Below are 19147 nucleotides of genomic sequence, written 5' to 3'. Positions count from 1 at the left end.
CCTGTAGGCCCCAATTTATTGGGACAAAAAACTTCACACCACCAAACTTTATGTAAAATAAAAACTCAAAAACCTCACAACACCATGCTCATGCGGTAATACGCCACCCGATGCTTGTAAAACCGCTCCCCGTCCACCACAAAGCCAAACCGCTCATAAAACGCCGTGGCCGACGCCCGGGCATCAAACCAGAACCGCCGCACGCCCCGCTCACGCACATGCGCAATCAAAAACTCAAGCACCAAAGAGCCAACCCCCTGCCCCTGACACTCAACCTTGGTGGCAAACTTGCGCAGCCTTGCCGAGTCGCCCTCAAAAACACCGAGGCCACACAAATCACCTCGCCGTTCTGGCGCACGCCGAAGTGCTCGCCGGCCTCGTCTTCCGCCACTCGGCAAAAGGCCACCAGCTCGTTCGGCCAGAGCACCGCATGGCGCACCGGCAACACCTCGTCAAGAGTTAAAGCTTCAACCTTCATTCGCCAACCATTTGTACATGACAAAGGTATCCACATAGCCAAGCTTTGCATGGCGGTACGCCTTTGGCACCCGCCCAACCATCTCAAAGCCGAGCTTTTGCCATAGCCCCACCGCCACCTCGTTGGTGGAAACCACGCTGTTAAACTGCATGGCCTTGAAGCCCAGCGCCAGCGCCTGCTGCTGGGAATGCTCGCACAGCGCCCGGGCAACACCCTTGCCCCTGGCTTTTTCGGACACCATATAACCGCAGTTGCACACATGGTCGCCCGGCCCGGCGGCATTGGCCTTGAGGTAATAAGAGCCCAGCACCTCGCCCTGCTCCATATACACAAAGGTTTTCAGCGGCAGCTCGCACCAGAGCTGATAGGCCTGCTCCAGGGTCATGTCCGGCGCAAAGGCATAGGTCTCCTGCGCCGCCATCACTCGGGAAAAAGTGGGCCAGAAGGTCTCGAACTCTGCGCGGGTAATAGGCGTGATCATGGTGCTTCCCCTTATTTATTTCCGTGGTTGAGGGTGAGGTTGGGCCAGTGCGTAGTCGATGGCCGCACACACCGCCGCCACCTGGGCGGCATTGCACTGCTCGGCCGTGGCGCGGGGGCTGTTGGGGTACACTTCCGTGGTGGTTTTGTAACGGGCAGGCGTCATGCCGGCGCACAGGCCAAGGGCTGTGAGCGGATATTCAATCACGCCGTTGGCCACCACCGGGGAGCCGATGATCTCGCCTTGGTCATCCGCCGGCGCAATGTGCGTGACCTTCTCCACTGCGGCGATTACCGCCTGCTGAAAGGCTGGCTGCGGATTCTCGCTGTCGTCCACCAGATAAAAGCCATCGGGAATGCCGCAAGGCGTAAAGGGTTTGCCGTCCCGCGCCGCCAGCGCCGGGCGAAACTCGCTTTCGTCGGTATCCGTGGTCTCGTGCAGATCGATATGCAGCAACACCCGCTCACGCACCGGCGCCACCAGTTGCATAAGTGCTGCCGACTCGGGTGCCGGGCTGTTTGCTGTAAATGAACGGTTCGGATCCACCGCATTGGCGTTCCAGCGCTGAATGCGCTCATAAGCCCAGGGGCTGACGCAAGGCGCCACCAGCCAATTCACTCGGCCGGCGTAGTGCTCGCCATGCTGCTCCACAAACTGCAGCGCCCCGTGCACGCCGCTGGTTTCATACCCGTGCACACCCCCGGTGACCAGCACCACCGGCAGCTCCTCCCGCCAGTCGCGGCTGTGAATGGCCATCAGCGGAAAACGTTCATCGCCCACAGTCAGCTCGCCGTATTGCTGCACCTCAAAGCGCGAAGTCAGGCGCTCAATGGCCGCAAGCACCTCATTCTTATAACTGCGTTGGCGACGCTGCAGCGCCAGCCACTGGGCGCGCTCCGCCTCGCCCCAAGGCGTGCCGGGAGTGCCAATGGGATAGGTATTCATGTTATTACTTTTCCCGTAAGCCAGCCCATACCGGGTGCTGCGCCCTCCGCCCGGTAGGCTGTGCAAACATCCTTTTTCTACCAGATCGGCCAGATCACGTGTGGCCGTGGCCTTGCTCACCTTGGCCAGCGCCTGATATTTGCGGGTGTTAATGCCGCTTTCAAACTCTTCTCCGGCGTTATCCAGCAGCCGGTTAAGTACCTTTATCTGCCGTTCGCTCAGGGGCGTTTTTGCATGTCGCTGCCAGAAACGCGTCTTTTCCAGTACCCGATCAACCCGGGCCAGTGCCTGCTGCAGTGCCTCTTGCAAAGTGTCCAAAAACCAGGCCAGCCAGATGGTGATGTCCAGATTACCCTTCTGGGTTTGTTCGAGGTGGTCATAATAGCCATTACGCCGGGCCATAATGGCTGCACTCAGAGAATAAAAACGCACGGAGCGGGCCTCGGCCTGGGCCAGCGCCCTGTCGGTAACCGCTCTGGTTACCCGGCCGTTGCCATCATCAAACGGATGCAGGGTGATCAGCCATAAATGAGCAATACCGGCTCTGAGAATGGCATCAAGTTGTGCCGGCGGATGATTAAACCAGTCAATAAAGGCGTTCAGTTGCTGCTCCAGCCCCTGCCTGGGCGGTGCTTCAAAATGAACAGTGGGGTTATCCATTCGTCCGGATATCACCTGCATAGGGTGTTCCCCTCGCAGCCCACCCATCACAATACGGGAAAACATACCCTGAACAGGAAACAGCTGTGCCTGCCAGCGGCATAACTGCTCACAAGACAATGGTTGTTCGGGCTGATGGGTGGCTTCCAGTAACAAGGCTACCAGAGAGTCGGTCTCGGGAGTGGGTCTGCCGGCCATACCGGCCTGCTCAAGCCCAAGCTGACGGGCCACCGACGATCGAACCGATCCCACATCCAGGTGCTCACCCTCAATTTCGCTTGTGCGGATGGCATTCTGGATCAGGGCGTCCATTTCCACGGCGGAGTCGGTTTGCGCAGGGGCCACCTCAGTGCGGCCCAACAGCCTCCCCTGCAGCCAGCGGATCTCGTCAAGCCTGGGTTTAAGCGACGTTTCATCCCAACGGAAATGAGGCCAGTCATTATGTTGCCAGATGTACATGAGCCGAATAACCACCCTAATCGAATCAAAATATGAGCCGATTATGGCAATTAATCGGCTCACAGGGAAGTTACTCCAGCACCCGCGCCAGCTCTTCCAGTGCGCTGGGGTCGTCGATGGTGGACGGCACCACGTATTGCTCGCCGTCGGCGATCTGGCGGATCACCCGGCGCAGTATTTTACCGGAGCGGGTTTTGGGCAGCCGGTCCACAATAATGGCTCGTTTAAAGCAGGCCACCGCACCCACCTGATCGCGCACCAGTTGCAGCAGCGCCCGCTCAATGCTGCCGTTTTCCGACACATAGCCATCTTTCAGTACCACCAGCCCCAGGGGCAGCTGGCCTTTCAGCTCGTCGTGCACGCCCACCACGGCGCATTCGGCCACCGCCTCGTGGCTGCCCACAATTTCTTCCATTTCGCCGGTGGAAAGCCGGTGGCCGGCCACGTTGATCACGTCGTCCATGCGGCCCATCACGAACAGGTAGCCCTCTTCGTCCATATAGCCCCCGTCGCCGGATACATAAAAGCCCGGAAACTGGCCGAGATAGCCGGATTCAAACCGGTCGTGGTTGCGCCACACCGTGGGCAAACAGCCCGGGGGCAGCGGCCGGGCAATGGCAATGTAGCCCTGCTCGCCGGGGGCTTGGGCTTCCCCCAGCTCATTGAGCACTTGTACCTTGTAACCCGGAACGGGTTTGGTGGCGGAGCCGGGTTTGGTGGCAAAGCGCTCCAGCCCCAATGGGTTGGCGGCAATGGCCCAGCCGGTTTCGGTCTGCCACCAGTGATCCACCACCGGGCGCTGGGTGTGGTTCTGCACCCACTCCAGGGTGGGCGGGTCCAGCCGCTCGCCGGCCATAAAGATGGTGGTGAGCGGCTCCATGGGGTAATGCTTAAGCTGCTCGCCGTTAGGGTCTTCCTTCTTGATGGCGCGAAACGCCGTGGGGGCGGAAAACAGCGCCTTTACGCCGTATTCGTCGCATACCCGCCAGAAGGCACCGGGATCCGGGGTTTTCACCGGCTTGCCTTCATACAAAATGGTGGTGCAGCCGTAAATCAGCGGCGCATACACTATGTAGGAATGGCCCACCACCCAGCCCACGTCGGAGGCGGCCCAGAACACATCGCCGGGCTTTAGGTTGTAAATGGTGTGCATGCTGTAGTGCAGCGCCACCGCATGGCCGCCGTTGTCGCGCACCACGCCCTTGGGTTTGCCGGTGGTGCCCGAGGTATACAGAATGTAAAGCGGATCCGTGGCCCGCACCGGCACACAGGGGTGAGGCTCGGCGTTTTGCATCAGCGCCGCCCAGTCCTTGTCCCGATCATGGGGCAGCTCCGCCGGGCATTCCCGGCGCTGAAACACCACCACGTGCTCCGGCTTCCAGCGGCTGTCCATCACCGCCTTGTCCACCAGCGGCTTGTAGGGGATCACCTTGTTCACTTCCACCCCGCAGCTGGCGGTGAGCAGCACTTTGGGTTCGGCATCTTCAATGCGCACCGCCAGCTCGTGGGGCGCAAAACCGCCGAACACCACGGAATGAATGGCCCCCAGGCGGGCACAGGCCAGCATGGCCATGGCGGCCTGGGGGATCATGGGCATGTAAATCACCACTCTGTCGCCCTTTTGCACGCCGAGCCCGGCCAACATGCCGGCCACCCTGGCCACCTGATCCCGCAGCACCCGGTAGGTGTAGCGGGCCTTTTTGCCGGTCACCGGCGAGTCGTAAATCAGGGCAGTCTGGTCCCCCCTGCCCTGCTCCACATGGTAATCCAGCGCCAGATGGGCGGTGTTCAGCTCGCCGTCGGCAAACCAGCGCTCAATGCCGTGTTCGTCCGTGCTTAATATGGTTTGCGGAAAGGTAAACCAGTCCAGCTGTTCGGCCTGCTGCTTCCAGAAGGTTTCCGGCGAGCTGGCCGCCAAATCAAATGCCTGCTGATAGGTAAACATGGTGTTTGCTCCTGACATTGCTTGTCCTTAAGCGCCGCGGGCGCATGGGGGGTTATGCAAACGGCACGCGCACGGCTCCTTCCATTAAAATGCGCGCGCTGCGGCTCATGGTGACCTTTTCCACTTCCCAGCCCTGCTCGGTGTGGCGGGCTTCGGCTCCCACTTTCAGGGTGCCGGACGGATGACCAAAAGTGACCGAGGTTTTTTCGCCACCACCGGCGGCCAGGTTGACCAGGGTGCCGGGCACACAGGCGGCGGCGGCAATGGCCACGGCGGCGGTGCCCATCATGGCGTGGTGCAGCTTGCCCATGGAAAGCGCCCGCACCAGCACATCAATGTCGGTTTGCTCCACGGTTTTGCCGCTGGACGCCACATAGGCCGCCGGCTCTGCCACAAAGGCCACCTTGGGCGTGTGCTGGCGGCTGGCGGCCTGCTCCGGTGAGCTGATAAGCCCCATTTTCACGGCCCCGGCGGCGCGAATGCGCTCAAACAGGGCCAGGGTGTCCGCATTGCCGTTAATGTCGCCCTGCAGCTCGGTGCCGCTAAAGCCAAGTGAGTGAGCGTTGATAAAAATGGTGGGAATGCCGGCGTTAATCAGCGTGGCTTCCAGCATGCCGAGGCCCGGCACTTCCAGCCGGTCCATCAGCTGGCCGGTAGGGAATATGGCCCCCTCGCCCGGTGCCATAAAATCCACCTGTATTTCGGCGGCGGGAAAGGTCACGCCGTCCAGCTCAAAGTCGCCGGTTTCCTGCACCTGGCCGTTGCGTATCGGCACCTGCACCACCAGGGTTTTGCCAATGTTGGCCTGCCATACCCGCACCGCCATCACCCCGTTGTGGGGAATGCATTCGGGCGGGATCAGGCCCGCGTGAATGGCAAAGGGGCCAACGGCGGCGGACAGGTTGCCGCAGTTGCCGCTCCAGTCCACCAAGGGCTGGTCAATGGACACCTGGCCGAACAGATAGTCCACATGGTGATCGGGCTGTTGGCTTTGGGAGACAATCACCGCCTTGCTGGTGCTGGAGGTGGCCCCGCCCATGCCGTCGGTGTGCTTGCCGTAAGGATCCGGGCTGCCAATCACCCGCAGCAGCAGCTGGTCTCTGGCCTCGCCGGGCACCTGCGCCGCCGGCGGCAGATCGGCCAGGTTAAAAAACACCCCTTTGCTGGTGCCGCCGCGCATGTAGGTGGCGGGTATTTTCAGCTGGGGCGGAAATTCATTGCTTGCCATGGTTGGTTCCTTTTATAACGACGTCGTCGTTTGCATTTGTAGGCCCCGTTTTAACGGGGCAAATATGCACGTACATGGCACGGTTTGCCCCAATAAATTGGGGCCTACAAACGCATTAACCCTCACCCCGCCAGAAAATCCTGAGCAAAGCGCTGCAGCACGCCGCCGGCGCTGTACACATTCAGCTCGTCGGCGGTGTCCAGCCGGCAGCGCACGGGCACTTTTTCCTGCTCGCCGTTGGTGCGGGTGATCACCAGGGTCAATTCGGCACCGGGCTGAAGGTGGCCCTGCACGTCATAGAGCTCGGTGCCATCAAGGCCAAGCGTGTGGCGGTTGGTGCCGGGCATAAACTCCAGCGGCAGCACCCCCATGCCCACCAGGTTGGTGCGGTGAATGCGCTCAAAACCTTCAGCCACAATGGCTTCCACTCCTGCCAGGCGCACCCCCTTGGCGGCCCAGTCCCGGGACGAGCCCTGGCCGTAGTCCGCCCCGGCAATGATGATCAGCGGCTGCTTGCGGTTCATGTAGGTTTCTATCGCTTCCCACATGCGGGTGACCTTGCCCTCGGGCTCTATGCGCGCCAGCGACCCCTGTACCACCTTGCCGTTTTCCTGCACCATTTCATTAAACAGCTTGGGGTTGGCGAGGGTCGCCCGCTGGGCGGTAAGGTGATCGCCGCGATGGGTGGCGTAGGAGTTAAAGTCTTCTTCCGGCACCCCCATGCGGGCCAGGTATTCCCCCGCCGCGCTGGTGGGCAAAATGGCGTTGGACGGCGACAGATGATCGGTGGTGATGTTGTCCCCCAGAATGGCCAGCGGCCGCATGCCGGTGAGGCTGCATTTTCCGGCCAGGGCCCCTTCCCAGTAGGGCGGGCGGCGAATGTAGGTACTGTTGGGCCGCCAGTCGTAAAGCGGCGGCGTGCGGTCGGCGGCGTCGTTCAGCTTGAACATTTGAATGTACACCTGCTTGAACTGCTCGGGCTTTACGTATTGCTCCACCACCGCATCAATTTCTTCATCGCTGGGCCAGAGGTCGTTCAGGTAAATGGGCTTGCCATTGGCGTCCGTGCCCAGGGCGTCCCGCTCTATGTCAAAGCGAATGGAGCCTGCCAGGGCATAGGCCACCACCAGCGGCGGCGAGGCCAGAAACGCCTGCCGGGCGTAAGGGTGAATGCGGCCGTCGAAGTTGCGGTTGCCCGAGAGCACCGCCGTGGTGTAAAGGTCACGCTCGATGATCTCTTGCTGAATATCGGGGTCGAGCGCGCCGCTCATGCCATTACAGGTGGTGCAGGCATAACCCACAATGCCAAAACCCAGTTGCTCCAGCTCCGGCAGCAGGCCCGCTTCTTCCAGATACAATTTTGCCACCTTGGAGCCCGGCGCAAAGGAGGTTTTTACCCAGGGCTTGCGCGTTAAGCCAAGGGCGTTGGCCTTTTTGGCCAGCAGCCCCGCCGCCACCACGTTGCGCGGGTTGCTGGTGTTGGTGCATGACGTAATGGCGGCAATAATAATGGCCCCGTCCGGCAGCTTGCCCGGCTCTTGCTGCCAGGGCCCGGCAATGCCCCGCTCCGCCAGCGCCGAGGTAGGCTGCCGCCGGTGCGGGTTGGACGGCCCCGCCATGTTGCGGGTTACTGCGCCAATATCAAACTCCAGCACCCGTTCATACTGAGCAGTACGCAAATCGTCCGCCCACAGTCCGGTGTGCCGGGCATAGGTTTCCACCAGTTTTACCTGCTCGTCGTCGCGGCCGGTGAGTTTCAGGTAGTTGATGGTCTGCTGGTCGATGTAAAACAGGCCGGCGGTGGCCCCGTATTCCGGGGTCATGTTGGAGATGGTGGCCCGGTCGCCAATGGTGAGGTGTTGAGTGCCTTCACCAAAGAATTCCAGCCAGGCCGACACCACCCGCTGCTCCCGCAAGAACTCGGTCAGTGCCAGCACTATGTCGGTGGCGGTAATGCCGGGCTGGCGACGGCCGGTGAGCTTAACGCCCACTATGTCCGGCAGGCGCATCATGGAGGGACGCCCCAGCATCACGGTTTCGGCTTCCAGTCCGCCCACGCCAATGGCAATCACCCCCAAGGCATCCACGTGGGGGGTGTGGCTGTCGGTGCCCACACAGGTGTCGGGAAAGGCCACGCCCTGTTGCACCTGCACCACCGGCGACATTTTCTCCAGGTTTATCTGGTGCATGATGCCGTTGCCGGCGGGGATCACGCTCACGTTCTCAAAGGCGGTTTTGCACCATTCAATAAAGTGAAAGCGGTCTTCGTTACGCCTGTCTTCAATGGCGCGGTTTTTGTCAAAAGCGTCCGGCTCAAAGCCGGCATGCTCCACCGCCAGGGAATGATCCACAATCAGCTGGGTTTGCACCACAGGGTTCACCCGGGCCGGCTCCCCCCCTTGTGCAGCAATGGCGTCCCGCAGGCCAGCCAAATCAACCAATGCGGTTTGCCCCAGAATGTCGTGGCACACCACTCGCGCCGGATACCAGGGAAAGTCGAGGTCGCGGCGGCGCTCAATCAGTTGTTTAAGGCTGTCGGTGAGATGCTCGGGCGCGCAGCGGCGCACCAGTTGCTCGGCCAGCACCCGTGATGCATAGGGCAAGCCCTCATAGGCACCGGGGGCAATGGCGTTCACCGCTGCCCGCGCATCAAAGTAGTCGAGTTCCGTGCCCGGCAGCGGCTTGCGGTATTGGCTGTTCATAACATTCCTCACTTGCGCTCGGCCATGGGCAGCCAGGCTTGCGGCTCGGGGCCAATATAGTCGGCGCTGGGGCGAATAATGCGGTTGTTGGCGCGCTGCTCAAACACATGGGCGGCCCAGCCGGTAACCCGGCTCATCACAAAAATGGGGGTAAACAGCTTGGTGGGAATGCCCATAAAGTGATAGGCGGAGGCGTGAAAGAAGTCGGCGTTGCAGAACAGGTTTTTCTCCCGCTTCATCACCGCTTCCACCCGCTCCGACACCGCATAGAGGTGGGTGTCGCCCACATCTTCAGAGAGTTTTTTCGACCAGGCCTTGATGAGATCATTACGCGGGTCGGACTCGCGGTAAATGGCGTGGCCAAAGCCCATGATTTTTTCCTTGTTGGCTAGCATTTGCAGTATGCCGGCTTCGGCCTCGTCGGGGGTCTGCCAGCGTTCAATCATTTCCATGGCCGCCTCGTTGGCGCCGCCGTGCAGCGGGCCGCGCAGGCTGCCGATGGCGGCGGTAATGCAGGAGTGCAGGTCGGAGAGGGTGGAGGCGCACACCCGGGCGGTGAAGGTGGAGGCGTTGAACTCGTGTTCGGCATAGAGCACCAGGGAGCAGTGCATCACCTTTTTATGCAGCTCGCTTGGCGCCTTGCCGGTGAGCATTTCCAGAAAATAACCGCCGATGCTGTCCTGCTCCGGGCAGGTGGTGTCGATGCGCACGCCGTCGTGGCTGTAGCGATACCAGTAGCAGATGATGGCCGGCAGCATGGCCAGCAAGGTGTCGGTTTTGTCTTCCTGCTCGGCAAAGTCCAACTCCTGATCCAGGTTGCCCAGCATGGAGCAGCCGGTGCGCATCACATCCATGGGGTGGGCATTGGCGGGGATTTCCTCCAGCACCCGACGCAGCGCCGGCGGCAGCCCCCGGCGGGCCTTGAGGCTGTGTTTGTAGTCATTCAGCTCGGACTGGGTGGGCAGCTTGCCTTTCAGCAGCAAATACGCCACTTCCTCAAATTCGGCATGGTGGGCCAGGTCGGTAATGTCATAGCCCCGGTAGGTCAGCCCGGTACCGCTCTTGCCCACGGTGCACAGGGCCGTGGTGCCGGCACTCTGGCCGCGCAGGCCGGCGCCTGCCAGTGGTTTGTCATCCTTTTGCTTGTCGGCTACGGCGATCGCAGTCATGGCACTCTCCTTGTTATGTTTTGGTCGATGAGGGGGTCAGTCGCCTTTTTGCTCGTTGAATAACCGGTCGAGCTTGTTCTCGTAATCGTGGTAACCCAGATAGTGATAGAGCTGCTCGCGGGTCTGCATGCTGTCCACCACCTGGCGCTGATGGCCGTCTTGCAGCAGGTGCTGATACACATTGAGCGCTGCCTGGTTCATGGCCCGGAACGCCGACAGCGGATACAGCACCATGCTCACGCCGCACTCGGCCAGCTCGTCGGTGCTGAACAGCGGGGTCTGGCCAAACTCGGTGATGTTGGCGAGGATCGGCACCTTTACCGCCTCGGCAAATTGGCGGTATTGCTCCAGGGTGTTAATGGCTTCGGGAAAGATCATGTCGGCTCCCGCCTCCACACAGGCCAGGGCGCGCGCGATGGCGGCATCCATGCCTTCTACCGCCAGCGCATCGGTGCGGGCCATGATCACAAAGTTATCGTCGGTGCGGGCGTCCACCGCCGCTTTCACCCGGTCCACCATTTCACCCTGGCTGACAATGGCCTTGTTGGGCCGGTGGCCGCAGCGCTTTTGCGCCACCTGATCTTCCAGGTGCACGGCGGCTGCGCCGGCGCGCTCCATCTCCTTGATGGTGCGGGCAATATTAAAGGCCCCGCCAAAGCCGGTGTCTATGTCCACCAGCAGCGGCAGGCCGGAGGCCGCCGTGACCCGGCGCACGTCTTCCAGCACATCGTTCAGGGTGGTAATGCCCAGATCCGGCAGGCCGTAGGAGGCATTGGCAATGCCGCCGCCGGACAGATAAATGGCCTGATGGCCCACCTGCTCCGCCATCATGGCGCAGTAGGCATTAATAGTGCCCACCACCTGCAGCGGCCGGTGGGTGGCCACCGCCTGGCGGAATCGTTTCCCTGGACTCATGACGCTTTCTCCTTGTCTTCGGTGAGTTGTTGTTCAATCAGCAGCCGGCTGCGCATGATATGACGGCGCATCAGCAGCTCGGCCAGCTCTTCGTCCCGCTCCCGCAGAGCCGCCAGCAAATGGAAATGCTCGGTCAGCGCTTGTTGCGGCCGGGAATAGGCGCGCTGGGACTGGTGCCGGTACATGCGCAGCAGGTGGTACAGCTCGTCGCACAGCAGGCCGATCAGCGTGTGGTTGCGGCTGGCCTGGATCAGGCGATAGTGAAAGTCGAAATCCCCCTGCTGGTGGAAATAGGAGGCCCCCTCCACTTCCTCGATATGAGCCTTATGGGTGTCCAGCAACTCTTGCAGGGCATCCAGCTCTTCCTCGGTAATGTGCCGGCAGGCCAGGCGCACCGCCATGCCCTCAAGGGCTTCGCGCACTGCGTAAATTTCCACCAGCCTGGCCCGGCTCAGCGCAATGACCCGGGCACCCACATGGGGTACCCGCTCAATCAGCCCCAGGGCTTCCACCCGCATCATGGCTTCCCGCAGCGGCCCGCGGCTAACGCCAAAGCGGCGCGCCAGCTCCGGCTCGGAGATCTTGCTGCCGGCGGCAAAGTGCCCCTTGACGATAAGATCCACCAGCTGCTCGGTCAGGTTTTCCGACTTGGTCAGCTCCCGTGCCTCGGTGATCGACAAACCGGAGTCAGGGTGTATTACTGCTTGCTCTGTCATTTAAACTGTCAACAATCTAACGGATATGAAACAAAAATATCAGTACACAAGAGGTTCATCAAGGCGATGTGTTGACAATATGGGTTAGACTTTGGTCGGAGGGAAAGAGAAGGGAGCGCCCGAGGGCGCTAATGCAGGCGAGCCGCCTGCGCTCCAGAAACACAAGACCCGGGTGGAGCGCGGGCGGTCCGCCCGCAAGTTGACGCAAAGCGGCAATGGTCGAACGGGCTCATGGTGCCGTCCGTGATAGGGAAGCTTGCTACACCTTCCCCTTCAGCAAGGCTTCTATGCTGCCCACGGCGCCGAGTACGCTGCTGGCTTCATAGGGCAGGAAGATGCGATCACCCTCCTTGCCGATGTCGGGCAGGGTTTTCAGGTATTCCAGCCCCAGCAGGTAGCCTACCACCAGTTGCGGATCCAGCCGGTCGCTACCGGCCGACAGCACCTTGTCGATGGCCTGGCGCTGGCCGTCCGCCATCAGTATGGCCGCCTCCCGCTCCCCTTCCGCTACCAGGATGTTGGAGCGTTTCTCCCCTTCGGCCCGGGCGATGGCGGCTTCCCGCTCGCCGCTGGCCTGCAGCACCAGGGCCCGGCGCTCCCGCTCGGCGGCCATTTGCTTGCGCATGGCGTCCTCCACTTCGGCGGGAATATTGATGTCCTGTATTTCCACCCGGGTGACCTTGACCCCCCATTTGTTGCCGGCTTCGTCCATCACGATTTGCAGCTTGTCGTTGATTTCCTGCCGGGATTCAAACAGCTTGTCGAGCTCCATTTTTCCCACTTCCGAGCGCAGCGAGGTCTTGGCCAGGATCTCGATGGCCTGAATCAGGTTTTCGGCCTGGTAGACGGCCCGCTCGGGATCGATCACCTGAAAATACAGGGCACCGTTGACGGTCACGCTGACGTTATCGGCGGTGATCACCGACTGGCCGGGAAAGTCGAGCACGGTTTCCCGCCGGTCGATACGGGTTTCTTCCTGCACCACGGCCACGTTCTCGCCGCCGATGGCCTGGTAGCGGCGCACCTTGATGGAGCGGGGCTTGTCGACAAAGGGAATAATCCAGTTGATGCCCGGGCTCAGGGTTTTCTGGTAGCTGCCCAGGCGCTCGATCACCACGGCTTCCGACTGCTGCACTATCATCAGCCCCTTGATCACCAGTGCCAGCACCAGCACGGTAAACACCAGGGCAATAATCAACATCACGTCCATGACAAAATCCCCTTGTTTTTGACGTTAGGCGGTTGGTGTTATTTCGTTGACATTATTCGGGTTGTTTAACAATAGCGGTAATGCCGTCGAAACGGACGATTTCCACTTCATCACCTTCCTTCAGCTCGGTGCCGGGCTGGGCCCGCACCATAAACAGATCCCCTTCAAGCTTAAGCCGCAGCTCACCGCTATGATGGCGCACCAGTTTTCCGGTTTGATGACGGCTTTCGCCGGCCAGGCCGCTTTTGCGGCGGGAAGGCGCATACTGGCGAAAGGCCTTTTTCAGCAGCGGCGCCAGCACGGCAGCGGCAATGGCAAAGGTAAACCACTGGCCGGTGGATCCCACTTCCAACAAGGCCGCAACCATGGCCACAAGCGCGGCCAGGCCCATGGCAAAGGCAAAAAAGCCGGTGCCGAGCAGTTCGGCCAGCAATAACACCAGGGCGGCAATCAGCCAGAGATGCCAGGCAAGCACGTATTATCACCTCAGATGCGAATGGAACAGTGGTTACTATAGGAAAGGTGAAAGGCGGAAGCTAGCGGGGAAACCGGGGATTGGGGATTGGGGACTGGGGACTGGGGATTGGGGATTGGGGATTGGGGATTGGGGATTGGGGATTGGGGATTGGGGATTGGGGATTGGGGATTGGGGATTGGGGATTATGCGTTCCCACGCTGAGCATGGGAACAAGAAAGAAAATGTCTGTGCCTTACCCCTCACATCACCGGTTTGGCCAGTTTAAACAGCTCAAAAAAGTTGGCGGTAGTCTGCCGGGCCACCTGCTCGTAGGGCACCCCCTTGAGCTTGGCCACATACTCGGCCACGGTGCGGGTGTAGGCGGGCTCGTTCTCCTCGCCCCGAAACGGCACCGGGGCCAGCCAGGGAGAGTCGGTTTCCACCAGCAGCCGCTCCAGGGGCAGGGCCTTGACCACTTCGCGCAGGGCATCGGCGCTGCGGAAAGTGACAATACCGGAAATGGAAATATAAAAACCCAGTTCAATGGCGGCCTCGGCCATCTCCAGGGACTCGGTGAAGCAGTGCAGTACCCCGCCCACCTTGTCGGCATTGCCCTGGCGCAAAATCTCCAGTGTGTCTTCTTGTGCACTGCGGGTGTGGATGATCAGCGGCTTGTTCAGTTCAACCGCCACCTTCACATGCTGCTCAAAAGAGCGTTTTTGCAGGTCGGCGGTCTCAGGCGCATAGAAATAATCCAGCCCGGTTTCGCCGATGGCCACCACCGCAGGATGATCCGCCAGCCGGCGCAGCAGCGCCGGATCGTTTTGTTCATCATGCTGGTGCAGCGGGTGCACGCCGCAGGACGCAAACACCTGGGGATAAGGCGCGATGGCCTTCAGCATGTCGGGAAAGGACGACAGCCCCACGCCAATGCACAGCATATGGTTTACGCCGCGTTGGGCGGCCTTGGCAATGGCCTCGTCCATGGACTTGTGTTTTTTGCCGTAATCGAGTTTGTCGAGGTGGCAATGGGAATCAACCAGCAAAATCGGCTCCAGTAAATCGGTTATTCATGGGTCAGTGTCTGTTGCAGCCGGCGCAGCCACTGGCTCAGCTGCAGGCCGGCATTCATGGGCCTGCCCTGCCCCGGCTGCAACCGGCGGCGCAACTCCAGCAGGCCGCTGTTCAGCTCATGCAGGGCAAGCGGCCCGGTGCCTGCCAGGCGGCGGCTGAGATGTTGGCAGTCATCGAGTTTCAGGGGCGCCTTCGCCCCCAGGGCAACTTGCAGCGCGTCCTGCAGCAACAGCTGCACCCACACCAGGTGCACCGGCTGCTCCAGCAATCCCGCCTGCACTGTCGGCAAATGAGAAGCGGTCTCCCCCAGGCCGGCCAGGGCGGTGAGCAACTGCAGCCGCTTGTCGTCGGCCCCCGTGTTCAGGTAGTCCAGGGTCTGCAGCGGCGAGCCCTGATTGATACTGAGCGCCGCCGGAGTGGCGGCCACGCCCTGCTCCTGCAGCCAGGCCAGTGCCAGTTGAGTATCTGGCAGCGGCACCAGCCACTGCTGGCAGCGGCTGATGAGGGTGGGCAGCAGCCGTTCCGGCTGCGACGACACCAGAATCAGTGTGGCCTCGCCCGCCGGCTCTTCCAGGGTTTTCAGCAGGGCATTGGCAGCGGCATCTGTCATCAGCTCGGCCCGCTCGATAATGGCCACCTTGCCGTGGCCCAACCGGGCGCTTTCGCCCATGATGCGGCTGAGCTCGCGGATGGCGTCGATGCCGATGCTGCGCCCTTCCCGGCCAACTACCTGCAGATCCGAGTGGCTGCCGGCGGCATTGAGTTCACAGGCATGGCACATGCCGCAAGGGGCATTATTTGTATGTTGGCATAATAATGTTGTTGCCAGCCTGCCGGCCAGCTCGCGCTTGCCCAGGCCCGCCATGCCCTTGAGCAGCAATGCATGGCCCAGCCGGCGCTCGCGTACCCCCTGCAGCAGCGGCTGCCAGACCGGCGTCAGCCAGGGGTACACAGTCGTCGCTCCAGACAGGCCAGCACCCGTGTTTTCACTTCCTGCTCGTTGCCGGAAGCGTCGATCCGCTCGCAGTCGGGATCGGCCTGCACCAGCTCAAGATAACGGGCCCGGGTGCGCTCGAAAAAGTCGATCTTTTCCAGCTCAATGCGATCCAGCTCGCCCCGGCCACGGGCCCGTGCCAGGCCAGCGGCGGGATCGATGTCCAGGTAAAGGGTAAGATCCGGTTTAAAGTCTCCCAGCACCGCCTGCTTGATCTGACAAATCAGACGATCCTCTATGCCGCGTCCGCCGCCCTGGTAGGCTCGGGAAGAGAGATCATGGCGGTCGCCCACCACCCAGGTGCCGTCCCGCAGGGCCGGCTGAATGCGGTTTTTCACCAGTTGCACCCGGGCGGCATACATCAGCAGCAGCTCGGCCTCCATGGTCAGCGGCTCCTCGTGCACTTCCTTCACCAGGGCGCGCATTTTTTCCGCCAGCGGTGTGCCGCCGGGCTCCCGGGTGGTGATCACCCTGTGGCCCTGGGCTTCAAGCCAGTGCACCACATGGGCCTGCACCGTGCTTTTGCCGGCCCCTTCCAGACCTTCAATCACAATAAAACGGCTCATGGCTTACCTGTTCAGAATGTAGCGGCGCACCGCGTTGTTGTGCTCGCGCAGGGTCTTGGAAAAATAATGGCGCCCCTCGCCCATGGCCACGAAATAGTAGTAGTCGCTGGCAACCGGATTGAGCGCCGCCTGTATCGACGCCTTGCTGGGCATGGCGATGGGAGTGGGCGGCAGGCCATCGATCATATAGGTATTGTAGGGAGTATGGGTCTGCAGATCCCGCTTGCGGATATTGCCGTCATAATCCTCCCCCATGCCGTAGATCACGGTGGGATCGGTCTGCAGCCGCATGCCCCGGCGCAGCCGGTTGACGAACACGGAGGCGATGAGCGGCCGCTCTTCGGCGATGCCGGTTTCCTTTTCGATGATGGAAGCCAAAATCAGCGCCTCATAGGGACTGTTGATGGGCAGGCCGTCCATACGCGCCTCCCAGGCCTCGTCGAGGAAGCGCTGCATTTCCTGATAGGCCCGGCTCAGCACCGAAAAGTCGCTGTCGCCCGGGGTATAACTGTAGGTTTCCGGCAGGAACAGGCCTTCCAGCCTGCCGTGTTCAGCCCCCAGCCGCCCGGCCAGCTCCGCCTCGCCCACGCCGTCCAGCTCATGCGCCAGATACTCGGCCTCGGCCAGCCGGCCGCGCCAGTCGCTCAGACGCAACCCCTCCACCAGGGTCACCTGCAGACGATAGACATCGCCGTTGACGAAGGTCATCAACGCCTCGCGCAGGCTCATGCCCGGCTCCAGCCGGTAGGTGCCCTGGCGTACGGCAGCCAGTTCCGGATGAAACTTGAGCCAAAGCCGACGCTGAAGCTCGGGCACCGGCTCGCTGCTCAGCCGGTTGATCAGCTGAAAACTGTTTTCACCCCGGGCGACCACAAATAGCGGCTCCCCGGATTCGGCTATGGTCATCCGCTCCAGCTTCTGCCACTGGCTGAAGCCGTAGCCGCCCAGGCCCAGTATGACCAGGGTCAGCAGCAGCATCAGCCGCCCCAGCCATTTAATCAATCTGTTCATATTGTTGCTGTAATCCCCTTGCGGTGGAAAAGGAAGAAGGCAGAGAATGGCCGGCGATGGCGGCAACCGGCACTATGCCCATAAGGGCATTGCACAGCCAGGCCTCGTCCGCCGCCAGCAGTTCCTGCAGGGGAGCACGCACCTGCCGCACCCGATGGCCCAGCCGATCCAGCAGCCAGCCGCGCAGGGTGCCGCGTACCCCGCCCCGGTCGAGGACGGGCGTATAAATATGCTCGCCCCGGCGCCAAAACAGGTTGGCGGTGACCGCCTCAAGCACGTGGCCGTCCTGATCCAGCACCACGCCTTCCGCCAGGCCGGCCCGTTCCAGCTCGGCCTTGAGCAACACCTGCTCCAGCCGGTTAACGGTTTTCAACCCCGCCAGCAGGGGCGAATGCCCGAGGCGGCCGGCGCAAACGCCGATCTCCACGCCGGTGTCCCGCCAATCCAGGTAGGCTTGGGGAAACGGCGCGGTATTGATCACCAGGGTCGGGTCGGCACAGCCGGCAATACCATAGCCGCGGGCTCCGGGTCCGCGCAGCAGGGTGACGCGCACCACCGTTTCCCGGTCCTCTGCCGCCGCCGTCGCCTGCCGGTACAGGGCGTCCCAGTCCGGCGGCGCCATCAACAGCCGCCGGCAGGCTTCCGCCAGTCGTGCCTGGTGGTACGGCCACAGCCGCAGCCGACCACGCCGGGCGTGCAGGGTGGTAAAATGGCCGTCGCCGAGTTGCCAGCCCCGGCTGAGTGCCTCCTGGTGTTCGCTGAAGATTTTCTGCATGCGATTCCGATAAAAAAGCCCGGCACTGGGGCCGGGCTGTTTCAGGCCAAAAAGGCCATTATATGCGTTTGAAAATCAATGAGCCATTGGTGCCGCCGAAGCCAAAGGAATTCGACAGGGCGTACTCAAACTGGCCGGGCTTGGCGGTATGGGCCACCAGATCCAGATCGCATTCTTCGTCCGGGTTATCCAGGTTGATGGTAGGCGGTGCCATCTGGTCCCGCAGGGCCAGTACAGTGATGATGGCTTCCACCGCCCCGGCCGCACCCAGCAGGTGGCCAGTCATGGACTTGGTGGAACTGACCATCAGCCGATAGGCGTGGTCGCCAAACACCTTTTTCACGCCGCGCAGCTCGGCCACGTCTCCCAGGGGGGTGGAGGTGCCGTGTGCGTTGACGTATCCGATAACCTCGGGGGCGATGCCGGCGTCACGAATGGCGTTGGCCATGGCCGCGGCGGCGCCGCTGCCGTCATCGGGCGGTGCCGTCATATGGTGGGCGTCGCCGCTCATGCCAAAGCCGACCAGCTCCGCATAGATGCGGGCGCCACGGGCCACCGCATGCTCGTACTCTTCGAGCATCATGACGCCGGCGCCGTCGCCCAGCACAAAGCCATCCCGCTCCTTGTCCCAGGGGCGGCTGGCTTGCTGGGGAGCGTCGTTGCGGGTGGACAGCGCCCGGGCCGCCGCAAAGCCGCCCATGCCCATGGGGGTGGAGGCTTTTTCGGTACCGCCGGCCAGCATGGCGTCGGCATCACCGTAGGCGATCATCCGCGCCGCCAGGCCGATGCTGTGGGTGCCCGTGGTGCAGGCGGTGGTGGCCGCGATATTGGGGCCGCGCAGCCCTTTCATGATCGACAGATGGCCAGACACCATGTTGATGATGGTGGACGGCACGAAAAAGGGACTCAGCTTGCGCGGGCCACTGGCCATCAGGTTGCTGTGGTTTTGTTCAATCAGCCCCAGGCCACCGATGCCCGAGCCAATGGACACGCCAACGCGATCCGCATTGGCGTCGGTAATGTCGAGACCGGAATCGGTCAGCGCCTGCAGGCCGGCAGCCACCCCGTACTGGATGAACAGGTCCATCTTGCGGGCTTCTTTTTTGGCAATGCCATGTGCTTCCGGGTCGAAGTCTTGGACCAGGCCGGCAAACTTGGTGGTGTAATCGGTGGTATCAAAGTGCTCAATGTTGGTGATGCCGCTTTGACCTGCCAGCAGGGCCTGCCAGCTGGCATCGACCGAGTTTCCGACAGGAGAGAGCATACCGAGGCCAGTCACCACGACTCTGCGTTTGGACACAGGAGAGCCTCCGAATGGGAGTTAAAACGGGGAAAAGAACCGAAGCGGCGGGTTGCCACTCC

General features: G+C 61.6%; 18 protein-coding genes. All 18 read right to left on the bottom strand.

All coding sequences use genetic code 11. The features are described from left to right. Positions 1 to 74 precede the first annotated feature (74 nt). Positions 75 to 335, bottom strand: a complete 261-nt coding sequence (locus C7I36_RS17655) for a GNAT family N-acetyltransferase (protein WP_245880000.1) — start codon at positions 333 to 335, stop codon at positions 75 to 77. Next, the gene (locus tag C7I36_RS17650; protein WP_245880013.1) at positions 227 to 478 is read right to left on the bottom strand and encodes a GNAT family N-acetyltransferase; all 252 of its coding nucleotides are present in this window, start codon (positions 476 to 478) and stop codon (positions 227 to 229) included. The genes C7I36_RS17655 and C7I36_RS17650 overlap by 109 nt, the downstream gene beginning before the upstream one ends. Further along, complete coding sequence (locus C7I36_RS01610) at positions 468 to 959, bottom strand: GNAT family N-acetyltransferase (protein WP_106452006.1); 492 nt, start codon at positions 957 to 959, stop codon at positions 468 to 470. The genes C7I36_RS17650 and C7I36_RS01610 overlap by 11 nt, the downstream gene beginning before the upstream one ends. A gap of 15 nt (positions 960 to 974) precedes the next feature. Further along, positions 975 to 3086, bottom strand: coding sequence for a DUF4172 domain-containing protein (locus C7I36_RS17645; protein ID WP_245879999.1), 2112 nt, complete (start codon positions 3084 to 3086; stop codon positions 975 to 977). A 7-nt stretch (positions 3087 to 3093) separates the two neighbouring features. Continuing rightward, the gene (locus tag C7I36_RS01600) at positions 3094 to 4968 is read right to left on the bottom strand and encodes a propionyl-CoA synthetase (protein WP_106452004.1); all 1875 of its coding nucleotides are present in this window, start codon (positions 4966 to 4968) and stop codon (positions 3094 to 3096) included. A 52-nt stretch (positions 4969 to 5020) separates the two neighbouring features. Beyond that, the gene (gene prpF, locus C7I36_RS01595; protein ID WP_106452003.1) at positions 5021 to 6196 is read right to left on the bottom strand and encodes a 2-methylaconitate cis-trans isomerase PrpF; all 1176 of its coding nucleotides are present in this window, start codon (positions 6194 to 6196) and stop codon (positions 5021 to 5023) included. A gap of 122 nt (positions 6197 to 6318) precedes the next feature. Next, positions 6319 to 8898: a Fe/S-dependent 2-methylisocitrate dehydratase AcnD gene (gene acnD, locus C7I36_RS01590; RefSeq protein ID WP_181256265.1), complete on the bottom strand. Its 2580-nt coding sequence runs from the start codon at positions 8896 to 8898 to the stop codon at positions 6319 to 6321. 8 nt (positions 8899 to 8906) lie between these two features. Then, positions 8907 to 10067, bottom strand: coding sequence for a bifunctional 2-methylcitrate synthase/citrate synthase (gene prpC / locus C7I36_RS01585; protein ID WP_106452001.1), 1161 nt, complete (start codon positions 10065 to 10067; stop codon positions 8907 to 8909). Positions 10068 to 10103: 36 nt separating this feature from the next. Continuing rightward, positions 10104 to 10982 (bottom strand): methylisocitrate lyase, encoded by an 879-nt coding sequence (gene prpB, locus C7I36_RS01580; protein WP_106452000.1) that lies wholly within the window; start codon positions 10980 to 10982, stop codon positions 10104 to 10106. Next, a complete protein-coding gene (locus C7I36_RS01575; RefSeq protein WP_106451999.1) occupies positions 10979 to 11698 on the bottom strand; it encodes a GntR family transcriptional regulator in 720 nt (239 codons plus the stop codon). Before C7I36_RS01575 ends, prpB begins: the two co-directional genes overlap by 4 nt. 259 nt (positions 11699 to 11957) lie before the next feature. Further along, on the bottom strand, positions 11958 to 12908 hold the full coding sequence (locus C7I36_RS01570; RefSeq protein WP_106451998.1) for an SPFH domain-containing protein: 951 nt from the start codon (positions 12906 to 12908) through the stop codon (positions 11958 to 11960). Between the two features lie 52 nt (positions 12909 to 12960). Next, entirely contained in the window at positions 12961 to 13383 is a 423-nt protein-coding gene (locus C7I36_RS01565) for an NfeD family protein (RefSeq protein ID WP_106451997.1), read from the bottom strand. Between the two features lie 242 nt (positions 13384 to 13625). Beyond that, a complete protein-coding gene (locus C7I36_RS01560) occupies positions 13626 to 14414 on the bottom strand; it encodes a TatD family hydrolase (protein ID WP_181256274.1) in 789 nt (262 codons plus the stop codon). A 17-nt stretch (positions 14415 to 14431) separates the two neighbouring features. After that, a complete protein-coding gene (gene holB, locus C7I36_RS01555; RefSeq protein ID WP_106451995.1) occupies positions 14432 to 15391 on the bottom strand; it encodes a DNA polymerase III subunit delta' in 960 nt (319 codons plus the stop codon). Then, positions 15376 to 15999 (bottom strand): dTMP kinase, encoded by a 624-nt coding sequence (tmk, locus tag C7I36_RS01550; RefSeq protein WP_106451994.1) that lies wholly within the window; start codon positions 15997 to 15999, stop codon positions 15376 to 15378. Before tmk ends, holB begins: the two co-directional genes overlap by 16 nt. A 3-nt stretch (positions 16000 to 16002) precedes the next feature. Then, positions 16003 to 17010, bottom strand: a complete 1008-nt coding sequence (mltG, locus tag C7I36_RS01545) for an endolytic transglycosylase MltG (protein WP_106451993.1) — start codon at positions 17008 to 17010, stop codon at positions 16003 to 16005. After that, the gene (gene pabC / locus C7I36_RS01540) at positions 16994 to 17785 is read right to left on the bottom strand and encodes an aminodeoxychorismate lyase (protein ID WP_106451992.1); all 792 of its coding nucleotides are present in this window, start codon (positions 17783 to 17785) and stop codon (positions 16994 to 16996) included. Before pabC ends, mltG begins: the two co-directional genes overlap by 17 nt. A gap of 58 nt (positions 17786 to 17843) precedes the next feature. Beyond that, the gene (fabF, locus tag C7I36_RS01535; protein WP_106451991.1) at positions 17844 to 19085 is read right to left on the bottom strand and encodes a beta-ketoacyl-ACP synthase II; all 1242 of its coding nucleotides are present in this window, start codon (positions 19083 to 19085) and stop codon (positions 17844 to 17846) included. Between the last annotated feature and the right edge of the window lie 62 nt (positions 19086 to 19147).

Origin of the sequence: Zobellella taiwanensis (genome assembly GCF_003012795.1) — a bacterium.
GTDB classification, from domain to species: domain Bacteria; phylum Pseudomonadota; class Gammaproteobacteria; order Enterobacterales; family Aeromonadaceae; genus Oceanimonas; species Oceanimonas taiwanensis.
This window is presented reverse-complemented; position numbering and strand designations above follow the sequence as displayed.